Annotated in this window: 12 protein-coding genes and 1 tRNA gene; 2 read left to right on the top strand and 11 right to left on the bottom strand. The window is 54.3% G+C overall.

Annotation, left to right across the window (positions count from 1 at the left end):
• Nucleotides 1-93: 93 nt before the first annotated feature.
• From BUA85_RS10375 to BUA85_RS10415, 9 genes are all read right to left on the bottom strand, one after another.
• Entirely contained in the window at nucleotides 94-1,251 is a 1,158-nt protein-coding gene (locus BUA85_RS10375; RefSeq protein ID WP_110559081.1) for a PQQ-dependent sugar dehydrogenase, read from the bottom strand.
• A gap of 2 nt (nucleotides 1,252-1,253) precedes the next feature.
• Nucleotides 1,254-2,279, bottom strand: coding sequence for a tRNA epoxyqueuosine(34) reductase QueG (queG, locus tag BUA85_RS10380; RefSeq protein WP_072900850.1), 1,026 nt, complete (start codon nucleotides 2,277-2,279; stop codon nucleotides 1,254-1,256).
• 66 nt (nucleotides 2,280-2,345) lie between these two features.
• Nucleotides 2,346-3,011, bottom strand: coding sequence for an FtsZ-binding protein FzlA (gene fzlA / locus BUA85_RS10385; RefSeq protein WP_072900851.1), 666 nt, complete (start codon nucleotides 3,009-3,011; stop codon nucleotides 2,346-2,348).
• Nucleotides 3,012-3,072: 61 nt separating this feature from the next.
• Nucleotides 3,073-3,807, bottom strand: a complete 735-nt coding sequence (mtgA, locus tag BUA85_RS10390; protein WP_072900852.1) for a monofunctional biosynthetic peptidoglycan transglycosylase — start codon at nucleotides 3,805-3,807, stop codon at nucleotides 3,073-3,075.
• Between the two features lie 80 nt (nucleotides 3,808-3,887).
• Nucleotides 3,888-8,408, bottom strand: a complete 4,521-nt coding sequence (gene gltB, locus BUA85_RS10395) for a glutamate synthase large subunit (RefSeq protein WP_072900853.1) — start codon at nucleotides 8,406-8,408, stop codon at nucleotides 3,888-3,890.
• Nucleotides 8,395-9,111 (bottom strand): hypothetical protein, encoded by a 717-nt coding sequence (locus BUA85_RS10400; RefSeq protein WP_083526243.1) that lies wholly within the window; start codon nucleotides 9,109-9,111, stop codon nucleotides 8,395-8,397. Before BUA85_RS10400 ends, gltB begins: the two co-directional genes overlap by 14 nt.
• A gap of 74 nt (nucleotides 9,112-9,185) precedes the next feature.
• Nucleotides 9,186-10,613, bottom strand: a complete 1,428-nt coding sequence (locus BUA85_RS10405; protein WP_072900854.1) for an NAD(P)-dependent oxidoreductase — start codon at nucleotides 10,611-10,613, stop codon at nucleotides 9,186-9,188.
• A gap of 149 nt (nucleotides 10,614-10,762) precedes the next feature.
• On the bottom strand, nucleotides 10,763-11,563 hold the full coding sequence (locus BUA85_RS10410) for an undecaprenyl-diphosphate phosphatase (RefSeq protein WP_072900855.1): 801 nt from the start codon (nucleotides 11,561-11,563) through the stop codon (nucleotides 10,763-10,765).
• A complete protein-coding gene (locus BUA85_RS10415; RefSeq protein ID WP_072900856.1) occupies nucleotides 11,563-12,546 on the bottom strand; it encodes a complex I NDUFA9 subunit family protein in 984 nt (327 codons plus the stop codon). Before BUA85_RS10415 ends, BUA85_RS10410 begins: the two co-directional genes overlap by 1 nt.
• Before the next feature lie 129 nt (nucleotides 12,547-12,675).
• Here BUA85_RS10415 and BUA85_RS10420 point away from each other — a divergent pair.
• Both BUA85_RS10420 and BUA85_RS10425 read left to right on the top strand, forming a co-directional pair.
• Nucleotides 12,676-12,762 (top strand) — tRNA-Leu (locus tag BUA85_RS10420).
• Nucleotides 12,763-12,819: 57 nt separating this feature from the next.
• Nucleotides 12,820-13,524, top strand: a complete 705-nt coding sequence (locus BUA85_RS10425) for a hypothetical protein (RefSeq protein ID WP_131802791.1) — start codon at nucleotides 12,820-12,822, stop codon at nucleotides 13,522-13,524.
• A gap of 316 nt (nucleotides 13,525-13,840) precedes the next feature.
• Here the strand turns inward: BUA85_RS10425 and BUA85_RS10430 are convergent, their stop codons facing one another.
• Nucleotides 13,841-14,998 carry a hypothetical protein gene (locus BUA85_RS10430; RefSeq protein WP_072900858.1) on the bottom strand — a complete coding sequence of 386 codons (1,158 nt, stop codon included), beginning with the start codon at nucleotides 14,996-14,998 and terminating at the stop codon, nucleotides 13,841-13,843.
• A gap of 474 nt (nucleotides 14,999-15,472) precedes the next feature.
• A partial coding sequence (locus BUA85_RS16855) for a hypothetical protein (protein WP_207548142.1) occupies nucleotides 15,473-15,730 on the bottom strand: 258 nt, incomplete at its 5' end.

Consider the following 15,730-nt stretch of genomic DNA (forward strand, 5'->3'; position numbering starts at 1 on the left):
CTTTGTACACCCAGCTTCAGCTCGCTTTTGAAGCACAGATCGGCACAGAAGAATGTCACCGACACGCCTCACGAATTGGCCTGGGCCTGCACTCTACCCCTCCGGCCTCACCGCCAAAATCTCCCCACCATCAACCAGCACCAAGACACGCCCATCCGCCAGCACTTCAACATCCCGTACGCGGCCCACATCCGGCAGCAACCGCTCTTCGCCGACAACCCGATCCCCGCTGATCTTTAACCGCACCAGCCCACCGGGATTGAGCGACCCGATCAACAAATCGCCCTGCCACGCAGCATATGGCCCGTCGTAAAACGACATCCCCGCAGGCGCGATCACCGGATCCCAATAGTAAACCGGCTGCTCCGTGCCTTCCAAAACAGCAGCGCCTGACCCAAGCGCCCGCCCCGAATAATTGATCCCATAAGACACAATCGGCCAGCCATAGTTCCGCCCCGCCAAAGGTCGGTTCAGCTCATCGCCTCCACGAGGCCCATGCTCAATCGTCCACAACCGCCCGCGACCATCAATCGCGGCGCCCTGCATGTTCCGATGCCCGAGCGACCAAATCTGGTCATCCCCCGCACGTCCCACAAATGGGTTGTCAGAAGGCACCGAGCCATCCGCATTCACCCGAATGACCTTGCCGACCGTGCTGTCCAGCTGCTGAGGCATATCCCCACTATCGCCCTCGCCACGATCCCCCGTTGTGATCCAAACGGTGCTATCCGACATCGGAATGATCCGGCTGCCAAAATGCCGCCCACCTGAATTCGGATCGGTCTGCACGAATATATCCCGCACATCGCCCAACCGCCCTTCAGCGCTCAAAACACCTCGCGCAGCCGCCGTCACGCTCCCGCCTCGCACGGGCTTGGAGTACGTCCAGAACACCAACCGATCCTGCGCAAATCGCGGTGACACAGCCACATCCAGCAGACCACCCTGCCCTGTCGCACTCACCTGAGGCACCCCAGACAAAGGCCCGGATACAGAGCCGTCCGCCGACACAACTCGCATCGTCCCACCGCGCTCCGTTACCAAGAACTGGCTGCTCGACAAAGGTGCGATTCCCCAGGGCCGCTCCAAGCCATCTGCAAAAACGGATACCGCCAACCGCGTTTCCGCCAGCGCAGGTGCCCGTGTCTGGTTCTCAAACGCTGGTGCGAAATTCGCATTCGGCGCGCCTTGTTCGACCTGCGCCAGTGCCGCCAAGGGCAAGGCACATAAAACCATAATCAAACGAAGCATGATCAATCCTCCAGCTGTTCCAACGCCCAGCGCGCGCCGTCTGACACGGCCTCATCGGGATCGCTCACCAATTCCTGCAAAACCGGCGCCGCCTCGGGCCTCCCTGAGTTCCCCAAAGCATAGGTCACATTGCGCACAAAGCGATCCCGCCCGATCCGTTTGATCGGCGAACCAGAGAAAAATTGCCGAAACCCCGCATCATCCAACTGCGCCAAAGCAATCAAATCCGGTGCCAACAAATCCTCGCGCGCGGCAAGCTTCGCATCCCGCCCCTCTTGCGCAAACTTGTTCCAAGGGCAAACGGCTAGACAATCATCGCAGCCATAAATCCGATTGCCCAGTGCCGCGCGCAAGTCCGGATCAACCGGCCCCTTGTGCTCAATCGTCAGATAGGAAATGCACCGCCGTGCATCCAACTGGAAGGGCGCGGGAAAGGCATCGGTTGGGCAAATGTCCAGACAGGCGCGACACGACCCGCAATGCTCCTCTTCCGCCACGTCCGGTTCCAGTTCAACGGTGGTAAAAATCGCCCCCAGAAAAAACCAATTCCCCAGATCACGCGATAGCAGATTTGTATGCTTGCCCTGCCACCCCAAACCGGCCGCCTGCGCGAGCGGCTTTTCCATCACCGGCGCGGTATCCACGAAAACCTTGATTTCAGCCCCCGGCGCCTGCTCGATCAACCAACGCCCCACCTTCTTCAAACGTTTCTTCACCACATCATGGTAGTCGCGTCCCTGCGCATAAACACTGATTGCAGCCTTTTCGGGATGGTCCAAAATCGCCAGCGGATCATGCTCCGGCGTATACCGCTCCGCCAACATGATCACCGATTTCGCCTCGGGCCATAGCGCCGTGGGATCGCTGCGCCACCCCATCCGCTCGGCCATCCACCCCATTTGTCCGTGCCGTCCAGCATCCACAAACGCGGCCAAACGATCCGCAATCTGCGGCACCGCACTGGGCCGGCATACCCCAACCTTAGAGAACCCGGCCTCAAGCGCATATGCGACCAAGGCCTGCTTCACGCCTTTATCTCTTTTGAGCCAAAAAACCTCGGGGGAGCGGCGCAGCCGCGGGGACAGAGCCCCAGATTAGAAATCCAGATCGGCATAATGCGCAGGCTGCGGAAATCCGGGCACCTGATCTGCCAAAAGCGACCGAAACGCAGGCCGCGATTTGATCTTAGCATACCAATCTTTCACCACCTCCGAGCGGTTCCAATCCACGTCAGAGATATAGTCCAAACAGGACAAATGTGCAGCCGCCGCAAAATCCGCCAGCGACATCTCATTGCCCGCAAGCCAGCGCCGCTGATCCAAAAGCCGCGCCATATAGTCCAAATGATACTTGATCGCCTTGGCACCGGCTTTGACATTCGCACTATCGGGATAGCCTGTGCCCATCACCTTGCGGAACATCCGCTCGCCCAAGAGTTTCGACGTCACCTCTTGGTGAAACTTATCGTCAAACCACGCCACCAGACGCCTGACTTCATAGCGGTCTTCAGCGCCGCGCGGCAGCAAGGCAGGGGTTGGGTAAGCGTCTTCCAGATATTCACAAATCGCCGTACTGTCCGACAAAGTTTGCGATCCCATGCGCAAGACAGGCACCTTGCCCGCAGGATTGCGCAACAAAAAGTCCGCGTCTTGCTCCCAATAGCGCTCCTCGACCAACTCAACTTCGATCTTTTTCTCAGCGAGGGATAGCCGAACTTTTCTGGAAAAAGGGGAAATCGGGTAGTGGTAAAGGCGGTTCATAAAACATCCATTGCGCTGGTCTTCTTATTCAATGCCATCGACCACAGATCGGTTCAAGCGCCTATCCGTCTTCAAAACACGCCGCGCGCCCATCCGCCAAAATCGTGGCCGCTCCGTCCATGATCGACGCCGCGCGCCTGCGCACGGATGCAGATGGATTGGAGGCCGAGCGCGTCTTCGGCGAGGGCAAAATCGCAGCCAAACGCGCCGCCTGCACAGCCGTCAATTGATCGGCATCCACGCCGAAATAATGTTGCGCTGCTGCCTGAACCCCGAAAACGCCTTCATCGAATTCCGCGACGTTCAAATAAACTTCCAAAATCCGCCGCTTTGGCCACATCGCTTCCATTAACGGTGTCCAAAGCGCCTCCATCGACTTACGCACCCAAGATCGCCCATGCCAAAGATAGACGTTCTTCACCACCTGCTGGCTGATGGTAGACGCTCCGCGCGTCCCGCCACTGTCGATGGCGGCTTGAATGGCGTTCACATCCAACCCCCAATGCAAGCAAAAGTTTGCGTCCTCTGCGGCTACAGCTGAGCGCGCCATCACCGGCGCTATCAGCTCCATATCGACCCACTCGCGCTCAATCCCGCCAAGCCGCCGGGCTTCCGAGAAAGCGTAGGGTGTCGTCGGGGGATCAACGAAACGATAGAGCAAGGTCACAAAGAGGATCAGCAGGACAAACGCCAAGACCCCACGAAAAATCCAACGCCACGCCGTGCGCAACGCGTTCGCAACGGAGTTGGTTTTCTCGGGCTTCTTTTTCTTAGACTTAGAGCCTGCTCGTGCCATAGGCCCTTATCCCCGCGAAGCTGTCACGCGGTCAAGGGCTGGCATCCCTGCGCGCACCGATGGTCGCGCAGGGTCAATCCTTATTCCGCAGGGATTGCCGCGTCTTCGATGCTTAACGGATGCGGTATGTGAACCAGCATTTCCTTCGGACAAACCTGCAAGAAGTGATGCTTTTCAATATCCCAATCCTGCAAGATCTGCGCCGCTTTCTGGCTGCCCGTCTCTTTCGCGTGCATCTGGATCAACCCGTGAAGCTGATCCATCCAATAGTCCACGGTCACCGGGCAGGTCACAAGCGTTTCCATATTCACCAACTCCGCAGAAGCGCCGTCCGGTTCGTAGAGATACGCCATACCACCGGTCATGCCGGCCCCGAAGTTTGCACCAATCGAGCCAAGGATCACTGCAACACCGCCAGTCATGTACTCACACCCATTCGTGCCGCAGCCTTCAATCACGACCTTCGCGCCGGAGTTTCGAACCGCAAACCGTTCACCCGCACGACCCGCTGCAAAGAGATAGCCGTCCGTCGCGCCGTACAAAACGGTGTTGCCGATGATCGTGTTCTCAGAGGCCACAAGCGGGCTCGCCATTGGTGGCCGCACGACGATCATACCGCCCGACAGACCCTTACCGACATAGTCATTGGCATCACCGCTGACTTCCAGTTTCAACCCGGGCACCGCAAAAGCACCCAACGACTGACCAGCAGAGCCGCGCAGTTTCACCGTCAGGTGGTCCGGCTGCAAGTCGTTCCGCATTCCGTGTTCTTGCACGATATGGCTTGAGGTCCGTGTGCCGATTGTCCGCAGCGTGTTCTGCACTGCGTAGTCCAGTTGCATCTTCTCACCATCTTTTAGGAAACGTTCCGCATCCTTCACGATCTGTGCATCCAACGTATCGTCGACAGCATTTCGAGGACGGTCACGATCATAAGTGATCTTTGACGCTCCATCGACAGTGATCAAAAGCGGGTTCAAGTCGAGGTCATCCAAATGCGCCGAACCACGGCTGACCTGAGTCAGAAGGTCCGCGCGTCCGATGATCTCGTCCAACGACCGCGCCCCAAGCTCCGCCAGAAGCTCACGCACCTCCGTCGCATAGAAGGTGATCAGGTTGACCACCTTATCGGCGTTGCCCGTGAACTTCCCGCGCAACGCTTCGTCCTGAGTACACACGCCCACCGGACAGGTGTTTGACTGACACTGACGGACCATGATGCAGCCCATCGCGATCAAAGCAGCGGTGCCAATACCGTATTCCTCGGCTCCCATCATCGCAGCCATGACGATGTCACGGCCCGTGCGCAAACCACCATCGGTCCGAAGCGTCACACGTTCCCTCAGGTTGTTCATGGCAAGAACCTGATGCGCCTCAGTCAGGCCCATCTCCCATGGAAGGCCTGCGTATTTGATCGAGGTCGCGGGCGACGCACCCGTGCCGCCATTGTGGCCTGAAACAAGAATGACATCCGCCTTCGCCTTCGCCACACCCGCTGCAATTGTGCCGACACCGCTGGAGGACACCAGCTTGACCGTCACCTTACAGCGTGGGTTGATCTGCTTGAGGTCATAGATCAGCTGCGCCAAATCCTCGATCGAATAAATGTCGTGGTGCGGCGGAGGAGAAATCAACGTCACACCCTTCGTCGAATGCCGCAGACGCGCGATCAGATCGGTGACTTTCATCCCCGGCAGCTGACCACCCTCACCCGGCTTTGCACCTTGGGCGACCTTGATCTCAAGCTCTTCACAGTGGTTCAGATACTCCGCTGTCACACCAAAGCGGCCAGACGCCACCTGCTTGATCTTCGCAGATGGGTTGTCGCCATTGGGCTCCGGATGGAAGTGCGCCGGATCTTCACCGCCTTCACCCGAATCCGACTTGGCCCCAATCCGGTTCATCGCCACGTTCAGTGTCTTATGCGCCTCAGGGCTCAACGCGCCAAGCGACATGCCTGGTGTCACGAACCGCTTACGGATCGAGGTGATGCTTTCAACCTCCTCAATCGGCACAGGTGCGCCAAGCGGTTTGACCGCCAACAAGTCGCGCAAGTGGATCGGCGGATTGGCCTGCATCTTTTTCGAATACTGCTGCCACATCGCATAAGAGGCGTTGTTACACGCCGCCTGCATCAGGTGCATGGTCTGCGCTTCCCAAGCGTGCTTTTCGCCCGACCGACGCGCTTTATAGAAGCCACCGATGGGCAGAATATCAGTGCCATTCTTCCAGCCTTTGGCGTGAATCTCTTCCAACTTCGACTGGATACCGCTGACACCAATGCCGGAAATCCGGCTGTGCATGCCGGGGAAGTATTCCGCCACCATCGCGCGGGAGAGGCCAACAGCCTCAAAGTTCAGACCGCCACGATAAGATGACAGAACCGAAATTCCCATCTTTGACATGATTTTGAGCAAGCCCGCATCAACAGCCGCCCGATACCGGCGCATTGCATCGGTCAGTGATCCATCGATCAAGCCGCGACCGATACGATCAGCAATGGAATCTTGCGCGAGATACGCATTCACAGTGGTCGCACCGCAGCCGATCAAAACCGCGAAGTAATGCGGATCAATACACTCCGCCGACCGCACGTTGATTGAACAGAACGTCCTAAGGCCGTTCTTCGTCAAACCAGAATGCACCGCCGATGTCGCAAGGATCATCGGCATCCCGATGCGCGCTTCTGACTGATGCTGATCGGTCAGAACAATGTGCCCAGCACCGGATCGCACAGCGTCTTCGGCCTCGGACCGAATGCGCGCCAGACCAGCACTCAACGCGCCTGCCCCAGCCTCAAATGTACAATCAATGATCGCAACATCGTCGCCAAACTGTTCTACCATCTTGTCGAACTCGGCATTTGCCACGAACGGGCTGTCCAAGACTAGAATTTCTGTCTGGCTGCTGCTTTCATCCAGCACGTTCTTGAGGTTCCCGAACCGCGTTTTCAGCGACATCACGCGGCTTTCCCGCAAGCTATCGATCGGCGGGTTTGTCACCTGAGAGAAGTTCTGCCTGAAGAAATGGCTGAGCGGACGATAGGTTTTTGACAGAACCGCGGACGGTGTGTCGTCACCCATAGACGCGATCATCTCTTTCCCGTCCTCGGCCATCGGGGCCAGAACTTGTTCCAGTTCCTCAATGGAGTACCCGGCAGAGACCTGACGCGTCCGTAGGTCATCACCGCTAAACATCGCTGTCTCGGGTATGTCCTTGAGCATGCTATTCAGGTCAGTGACCTTGCCGACCCATTCCCCAAAGGGCTGCGCGGCCGCCAACCGATCCTTTATCTCAGTGTCATGGAAGAGCTTGCCCTCTTCCATATCAACGGCGATCAACTGTCCAGGGCCAAGCGCGCCCTTCTCTACAACAGTGGCCTCATCAATTGGCACCATGCCAACTTCGGACCCTGCAATCAGCAGCCCATCACCAGTGACGACATAGCGCAAAGGCCGCAAACCGTTTCGGTCCAATCCGCCGCACACCCAACGACCATCGGTCATCGCCAATGCAGCCGGACCATCCCAAGGCTCCATCACCGCGTTGCAATAGCCGTACATGTCCTGCCACGCCTGCGGCATATCCACCGCCTGCTTCGACCACGCTTCTGGCACCATCATCGTCTTCGCCATCGGCGCATTGCGCCCAGCGCGCACCAACACTTCGAACACGGAATCCAACGCCGAGGAATCCGACGCGCCGGCCGGAATGATCGGCTTGATGTCTTCAGCGGAATCTCCGAACGCGCCAGAGGCCATACGAATCTCGTGGCTACGCATCCAGTTGACGTTGCCTTTCAGCGTGTTGATCTCACCATTGTGCGCCAACATGCGGAACGGCTGCGCCAAAGACCACTGCGGGAAGGTGTTTGTCGAATAGCGCTGGTGGTAAATCGCAAACGCACTCTCGAACCGTTCGTCCATCAGGTCGGGATAGAAGATCGCCACCTGCTCAGCGAGCATCATGCCCTTATAGATGATCGACCGACACGACATCGAACAGACATAGAGGTCGGGCCCAGCCGCCTTTTCGATCCGGCGACGGATGATATAGAGCTCACGCTCGAACTCTTCCTCGCTGATGTCCTTTTCGTTGCGGATGAGGATTTGTTCAATCTCTGGCCGCGTCGCGTTCGCTTTCTCACCCAGACAGTCATTGTCGACCGGCACGTGACGCCAGCCGTAAATATAATGACCCATGCGAAGAACTTCGGCCTCAACAATAGTCCGGCTCTGCTCCTGAGCGCCAAAATCCGTCCGAGGCAGGAAAATCTGACCAACCGCGATCAGCTTGTTGTCATCCGGCTCATGCCCGGTCCGCCGCACCTGATCATAGAAAAACGGCACAGGGATCTGCACGTGAATACCTGCGCCATCGCCTGTCTTCCCATCCGCATCCACAGCGCCACGGTGCCAAACCGCTTTCAAGGCATCGATGCCGTTCTCAACCACACCACGCGACGGCGTACCGTCGATGGACACTACAAGACCAACGCCGCAAGACGCATGTTCATCCGCATCGCGATAGAGGCTGTTTTCAGCCATCCAATCCCGCTTTGCTTTTTCGGCTTCTACCCAAGCATTATCAAAGGTCGACATTTAGATACTCCTTCAGGGCAGTCACAGGGCTGCTGGACAAGGTCAATCCACACCCATGTTTTGGGTTCACCGACAAAAAGCCGGGCTCGCCAGGGAAAATATATTCCACCGGGCTGTCATCTTCTTCGTAGGTTTCGCGGGGCGTGGTCACAGTGCCGGGCCCTGCTTGGAACATGCGCCAGTCGCGGCTGATGTATTCATTGCCTTCTGCAGACCACAGCTCTGTCCCGTCTTCGGCATAGGCGGTAATATTGAACTGCGTCTCTTCCAAGGTCACGCCATCGATCGTCACAACGCGACCGGTCAAAGAATCCTGACCAACAAAGCGCGTGGCACCCAGCTCTGGCGATAGGGTGCGGAAATCGTAGGTGTCGATCCCTGTCTCGATTAGCTCAGTCAATGACGCCCGATCACGCGGATTGTCTTCCAACTGCTCTGTGTGGCCGGACCGTGGGTGAAAGCTTCTGATCCACTGCGATTCATCATCAGTCGCACCCAGATAGGTCATCCCTTCCTCATCCAGCGTCACCCGCTGTTTCAGACCTACAGGATCACCCTCGCAGGTGAAGTTATGCTCCACCGTGCAGTCTTTGGCCTGAACAGTGACCCAAGCCTCACAGCCCGCCGGAAGCGAAAAGGTCTCTGCTGTCTGCGAAAATGCAGGCGTTGCCGTTAACCCGATAGCAACCAAAAGGGTCAGCATCCCTGCCCCAATGGTCGCAGTGTGTGTACGATGTGTATGTACAGCCTGTGTACGCTCTGTGTACGCTCTGTGCATCATTCTGCCGCCACCGCATTTGCACTGCTCAGATAGTCCAGAATGGCATCGGCACAGTCGCGCCCGTCTTTAATCGCCCAGACAACTAGCGACGCTCCGCGTACGATATCGCCCGCTGCAAACACGCCCTCAAGGCTGGTCTGACCGGTTGTAAATTCTGCCTTGATCGTGCCCCATCGGGTCACTTCTAAGCCCTCGACACCCCAAAGCGCGGGGAGGTCTTCAGGCTCAAAACCCAGCGCTTTGATCACAAGATCAGCGCCTTCTAAGTAGTCTGCGCCTTGGATCACTTCCGGCGCCTGACGCCCAGTCGCATCTGGCTGGCCAAGGCGCATCTTTTGAACAGTCACGCCCGTGACCGCATCGCCTTCGAACCTCGCAGGGGCGGAGAGCCAAACAAACTCGACGCCCTCTTCTTCGGCATTCGCAACTTCACGCTGCGATCCGGGCATGTTGGCACGGTCGCGGCGATAGAGACATTTGACGCTTTCAGCCCCCTGACGGATCGCTGTTCGCACGCAATCCATCGCCGTGTCACCACCGCCAATGACAACTACGCGTTTGCCAACAGCATTCAACTCGCCACTGTCGAATTCCTCAACATCATCGCCAAAGCTTTTGCGGTTGCTGGCGGTCAAGTAATCAATCGCGCGGACAATACCGTCTGCATCCGCATCAGGCAGATCGCGCGACTTATAAACGCCCGTGGCGATCAAAACCGCATCATGCTTGCCTCTGATGGCGTCGAAAGACAGATCTTCGCCGACATTGCAGTTCAGAACAAATTGAACACCGCCGTCTTCCAACTGCTGCATCCGCTGCATCACAGTGTCTTTTTCAAGCTTAAAACCGGGGATGCCATAGGTCAGTAATCCGCCACCACGGTCATAGCGGTCATAAACCGTCACCTGCACGCCTTCGCGGCGCAACCGATCCGCAGCAGCCAAGCCACCGGGGCCTGCACCGATGATGCCAACGCTCTCGGCCCGCTCAACGGAAGGAGAGATGGGTTTCACCCACCCTTCTTCAAACGCGGTGTCTGTAATGTACTTCTCCACCGACCCTATCGTGACTGTCCCGTGGCCAGACTGTTCGATCACGCAGTTGCCTTCGCACAAGCGGTCCTGCGGGCAAATGCGGCCACAGATTTCGGGGAACGTATTGGTCGCTTGGCTGATCTCATAAGCCTCTTGCAAACGGCCTTCCGCTGTCAGACGCAGCCAATCGGGAATGTTGTTGTGCAATGGGCAATGAGACTGGCAATAGGGCACGCCACATTGCGAACACCGGCTGGCTTGCTCCGCCGCTTTGTCCCGCGCGTACTCTGCATAAATTTCGTTGAAATCTTGCTTACGTAAATTCGGCACACGCTTCTCGGGCATGTCCCGGTCTACGGTGGTGAATTTCAACATCTTCTGGCCTGCCATAGCGCAACTCCGCATTTCGGTGGAAACCGCTGTTTAGTCGGCCCGCTTGGAAATGAAAAGTCAGCAATACTGACCTAAATGTAGGTATTTTCTCATTCAGCGTATTTCATTGAACAAAATTAGGTAGATTTTAGGTAACTATTACTGACCTATATGTGAAAATAACCCAATGCCGCAAGGCCAACGATGATTCTCCACCACCCGAAAAGCGCATACCCATTTTGGGAAATGTAATCCAAAACGACCCGCACAACGATCACAGCCGTGATGAACGCCGTCGCAAATCCAACCGCAATCAACCAAATCGCTGATCCATCTAGCTGATCCCAGTTCTTCAAAAGGTCCACCAAAGTGGCCCCAAACATCACCGGCATCGTCAGGAAAAACGAAAACTCCGCCGCCGCGCGTTTACTGACCCCCATCAGCATACCGCCCACGATTGTCGCCCCACTTCGCGACGTTCCAGGCATCAACGCCAGACACTGAAACAGGCCAATCGCAAAGGCCGTTTTCAAAGGTACTCTCATCGCGTCTTCATGCTTCACGGTCAGCTTTAACCGATCCACAAAAAGCAGGATCACACCCCCAACGATCAACACAATCGCAATCGCTGTCAGGCTGTTGAACAACGTCTCTTTGATGAAGTCATTGAACGCAATTCCGAGAACGCCAGCAGGAATACAGGCAAGCACAATGCTGAGAAAAAAGCGCCGCGCCTCAGGATCATGCGGAGTTAGCTTCGCGACACCCAAAAGGCGTTTCGCATAGACAGATAAGATCGCCAAAACGGCGCCCAACTGAATAACAATTTCAAAGGTTTTAGCTGTGCTTTCAAAGCCCAGAACCTCGCCAGCCAAAAGCAGATGGGCTGTGGACGATACAGGAATAAACTCGGTCGCGCCTTCAAGGATTCCAAGAAGCGCGGCAACGAGCGTTGTATTTCCGTCCATCAGGACTCCCGAAGGTTCTTAGCGGATTCCTTGATCGCGTCGTACTGCCCAGACGGCCGAAACCGCCACAGGTAGTCCGGCAGTATTGCAGCCATTGCAGTGGGCCGAATGCACAGATCGTCAAGCCCCTTGGCGTCATCAGCTACCACATTATCAACCGCGAGGTTCTTTATCTGATCCGCCGTAATCGCCTTTGGAATAATGCCAAGCGTCAGAACGTGAGCGACCGAAAAGGTGAACGCCATGATCCGCGCGATCCAGTTTGGCATATTCAGGATCAACCGTCGGCGCCGCACGACATCCAACATGCGTTGCATTAGTTCTCGGAAACTTTCTTTGTCTGGCCCGCCTAGTTCATAAACGCCGCCGTCAGCCGCGCCCAGAACACCCTTTTCTGCTGCCGCTGCCACGTCATCCACAAACACCGGTTGGAAGAGCGTATCTGCGCCCACGACAGGTAAAACAGGGCCAAGCCGCGACATGCTCGCGAAGCGGTTAAAGAAATCATCTTCTGGCCCAAATATGATCGACGGCCGCAAGATCATCGCGTCCGGCATGTGTTCCAATACGGCGGCCTCACCCGCTGCCTTTGTCCGGCTGTATTCGCTTGCAGAGTTACCACTGGCCCCGATGGAGGAGATATGCACCATCCGCGAAACGCCATGCTCCGCCGCCAAACGCGCGATGCGACCGGGGGCTTCGGCTTGAACTGCCTCGAAAGTATTTTTGCCGACCTCGTCCAAAACGCCGACACAGTTCACAACCGCATCGGCACCCGCCGTTACTGCAGCCACGCTCGCGTCATCGCGGATATTGCAGAACACTGGCTCGACCTGACCAACGCTCCCGTAGGGCCGCACATACATCGCCTCATTCGGGTTACGAACTGCAACCCGAACGCGCCACCCTTCTTGAGCCATACGGCGAGCGATGTAGCGCCCGACGAAACCGGAACCGCCAAAGATGGTGACCATTTGGGACATGCGAGGCCTCCTTTTTGAATCTCAGTCTGGGGTTTACCTTCAGGGACTGTCTCAAACAAGATGAAACCAGCGCCGAATCCCGTTGACAGCACCCCCAACCGCGCGTAAATCCCGCTCTCACCAACCCGTGCCCAGATGGCGGAATTGGTAGACGCGCCAGCTTCAGGTGCTGGTGTCCGTATGGACGTGGAGGTTCGAGTCCTCTTCTGGGCACCACCTACTTACGGTAAGTTGTTGAAATTCCTTCGATTTAACCACTCGGAGGCATCCAACATGTCACACATTAAGTACACCATCTGTCGTTCAGGCACATATTATTACAACCGCCGCCTCCCAAAACATGCCGTGGTAGCTTATGGGCGGTTTATCCGTTGCCAGTTAACCAAAGACCCACTCGAAGCTGAAGCATACGCGATGCGTTTGACCGAGGTCCTTGATAGCTCTTGGAATGACAAAGCAAAAATGAAAGCAGTGGACATTCAGTCCTTGCTCGAGAGTTTTAAGCCTCGTTCCGCTTTGTTGTCAGAAATGGCAAATGAGTATCTGCTTCTCAAACCGATTGATCAGACCCCTCCAAAGGTCGCCTTAGCAACTTTCCTTCATCTGGTCGGCGATCGAGATGTAGCGCGATATTGTCGTGATGACGCTCGGGTCTTCGTTCGAAATCTTTCAAAGAACGGTAACAAGAACGCTACGATTAGACGAAGGATCAATAGTCTCTCAGCCATATTCAACTATGCCTTTTCAGAGCTAGATTTGGACAAAAGAAACCCGTTCTCAAAGCTGATGATATCAGGTGAGGAAGAAGACAATTCCATGACTACCGTAACAAGAAAAGAAGATAGAGAACTGACCCGCAACGGTCCAAGTTCAAAGTCATATGTGGATCGATATAAGCTGATAGGGATCGAAGTGGCTCATCTTAAGTCTCAGCCAATAGAAATACTCAAGAACAGGCTCGCCAATACAAGTAAATGAAGCTCTATTTCGACGAATTGGTGCTCAATTTGACCAGTACAATGTTGTGCGCTCTAAAGTCTTTTTTTAACGCTATTCTGCTATTTTATTAGTAGCCAGATGCCGCATCTAAAACATTTGATAAGCACCACATTCGGGAATGTGGAATGACGCGTATATTTCGTGCAGAAATAATCAAAGCTTACTGTCACCCAAGCTGATCAGGAGTAAGATTACCCGCTATCGTAGTTCGAAAGTTCTTATTCCAGGCTTTCTATTTTGATAGCTAGTTCCTAGGGCGAAATCAGAACTTCTGCTTTGCAAGTTAGCTCAGTGATCACCTGCTTTTTGTTGATACTGGCATAAGCCAGTGATACCTACGTCTCAACCGAGCTTCAAAATCAATCAATGCGTCTCTTAGTTCGCTTTTAGGAAGTGCATCCACGAGTTCAGAGGTTCGGCACATCCTCCCCTTAACTGCGCTCAACTGTATTGGCACTCGAAACTTTTTTACCGCGGCAACCATATCCGGAGTTTCTTCAAAAAGATCATTGGCTTTATGACCAAGTACTTCAAGCGTTATCCGCATTTCCAAACACTTAGCACATTTTCCGCAATTCCCACCGATCTTCTTATCCTTGAAACAGACTGAGAGAGTTGCAAGAAGGGATTCATCAAACTCCAAGACTTTGGCGAGTTTTTGGACTCGATTCATATCTTTCCCATAAGTCTTGATTGGAAAAGATTCTGTTGAAAATAGATCGGGCAGCACATTGAGATTTCCCCAAGGCATTCTCATTAAATCCTGTATTGCATTGTTGTCCTGAGCGAATGCGCCATAACCAAACGTTGAAGACTGATAATGAAGACAATAGGCGAGATTAAAAGTGTGCAACATTCCCCAATGAAACCCTACTTGACGCAAGTTGGTTTCGGCCACTATGAGCTCCAACTCCAGTTTTCTGCAGATTTCAGCAACGCGCTCTGTCAGTTGTTGGAAGCCGGGCATCTCTGAATTTGAGTAGTCAGCACCAGCTATGAGCAAAGCGCTTTCGGTTTTACCATCTTCTACTGCTTCAACCGCAGCCGCCAAAGAATCTAATCCGCCGCTCACACAGATGATACCAAGTGCAAGTTTAGGCGCATCCAAGGCTTGTGTGGTCATGAAATTTAAGCGAAGTGGGGCAAGAACATCTATCGACCAGAGTCTATATGCATTTTTAATTTTGCGGCATTGCTCGATAGCGCTTTCTGAAACAGGAAAGTTTACATCGATTTCCCAATTGTGAGACATCGAAAGTGCACATAATGCGAAAACAGCGAAGTCGTTGCGTTGAGGAAAGCCGGCAGTATGGTCGATGTTCTGAACGAAAATTTCCGTACCATCTAAAAAGATACTGATCTTTTCTTTGGTTCTTCTGATATCTGCCCCAAGACGAAGTGAAGGCTTCTGGAATCTAGCGACTCTTCTCAGTTTTTCAGCCTTCTTAAACATTTTTGATCTCGATCATGAACAATTTGGATTGGAAAATTTGTGATCCGTCTTCAACCGGATAGCTGTTTAGTCCTTGAGCTTTCCTAAATCCGAATTTTCGAAGATCATACCGACCATCCACAGTCAATTTTCGGATACCCTGCCCAAATAGTTCTAACAAAATAAATGCAGCTACACGCAAAAGTAATTTCTCCCAAAATGGAACAGTGTCAGGTTTCTTGGTAAAGCTCTTGTAGGCGTCAACGAGCGCAAGCACTAAGGATATAATCCAACCAGAAAATCTTCAAAAGCAGTCCTGCAAAACTTTAAAAGTGTATGTAAAGTAATGCATTAATTTTACCTAGAACTGGCAGAGACCGACTACAGACTACGCACACACCCCCGTGGTCCATGCCCACCCCCAAGTAGGTACTTTGTCTTCTGATCTGTCTCACTGGGGTGTTTTTCATTAAAGCACTGTTAGGTAAAAACTACTTACCTAATATCTGTTACCTGGTCAGTTTCCTGAGGGTGGCAACTCGCGGAAACTCCAAATTCTGCATATTGCGCTCCATCATTCTCAGTAATTGATAGTGACAAGTCTATCTGCTGGCTGGTGTCTTTTATTGTCACACATTCTGTCACACATTTTGCTATTTGTCTGACGTCAGCGCTAATGGGACAGTTTAGGGTGATTTGATAAGAGAGGGTTTCTGGCACATCGCAACCACCAAGGAGTGGAGATGAGACAGA

Source organism: Cognatiyoonia sediminum (genome assembly GCF_900129845.1).
GTDB lineage: Bacteria > Pseudomonadota > Alphaproteobacteria > Rhodobacterales > Rhodobacteraceae > Cognatiyoonia > Cognatiyoonia sediminum.

Excerpts from the sequence above, each read along its gene's own strand:
- BUA85_RS10375 (WP_110559081.1), bottom strand. The coding sequence starts at position 1,251 with ATGCTTCGTTTGATTATGGTTTTATGTGCCTTGCCCTTGGCGGCACTG.
- fzlA (WP_072900851.1), bottom strand. The coding sequence starts at position 3,011 with ATGAACCGCCTTTACCACTACCCGATTTCCCCTTTTTCCAGAAAAGTT.
- mtgA (WP_072900852.1), bottom strand. The coding sequence starts at position 3,807 with ATGGCACGAGCAGGCTCTAAGTCTAAGAAAAAGAAGCCCGAGAAAACC.
- gltB (WP_072900853.1), bottom strand. The coding sequence starts at position 8,408 with ATGTCGACCTTTGATAATGCTTGGGTAGAAGCCGAAAAAGCAAAGCGG.
- BUA85_RS10400 (WP_083526243.1), bottom strand. The coding sequence starts at position 9,111 with ATGCTGACCCTTTTGGTTGCTATCGGGTTAACGGCAACGCCTGCATTT.
- BUA85_RS10405 (WP_072900854.1), bottom strand. The coding sequence starts at position 10,613 with ATGGCAGGCCAGAAGATGTTGAAATTCACCACCGTAGACCGGGACATG.
- BUA85_RS10410 (WP_072900855.1), bottom strand. The coding sequence starts at position 11,563 with ATGGACGGAAATACAACGCTCGTTGCCGCGCTTCTTGGAATCCTTGAA.
- BUA85_RS10415 (WP_072900856.1), bottom strand. The coding sequence starts at position 12,546 with ATGTCCCAAATGGTCACCATCTTTGGCGGTTCCGGTTTCGTCGGGCGC.
- BUA85_RS10425 (WP_131802791.1), top strand. The coding sequence starts at position 12,820 with ATGTCACACATTAAGTACACCATCTGTCGTTCAGGCACATATTATTAC.
- BUA85_RS10430 (WP_072900858.1), bottom strand. The coding sequence starts at position 14,998 with ATGTTTAAGAAGGCTGAAAAACTGAGAAGAGTCGCTAGATTCCAGAAG.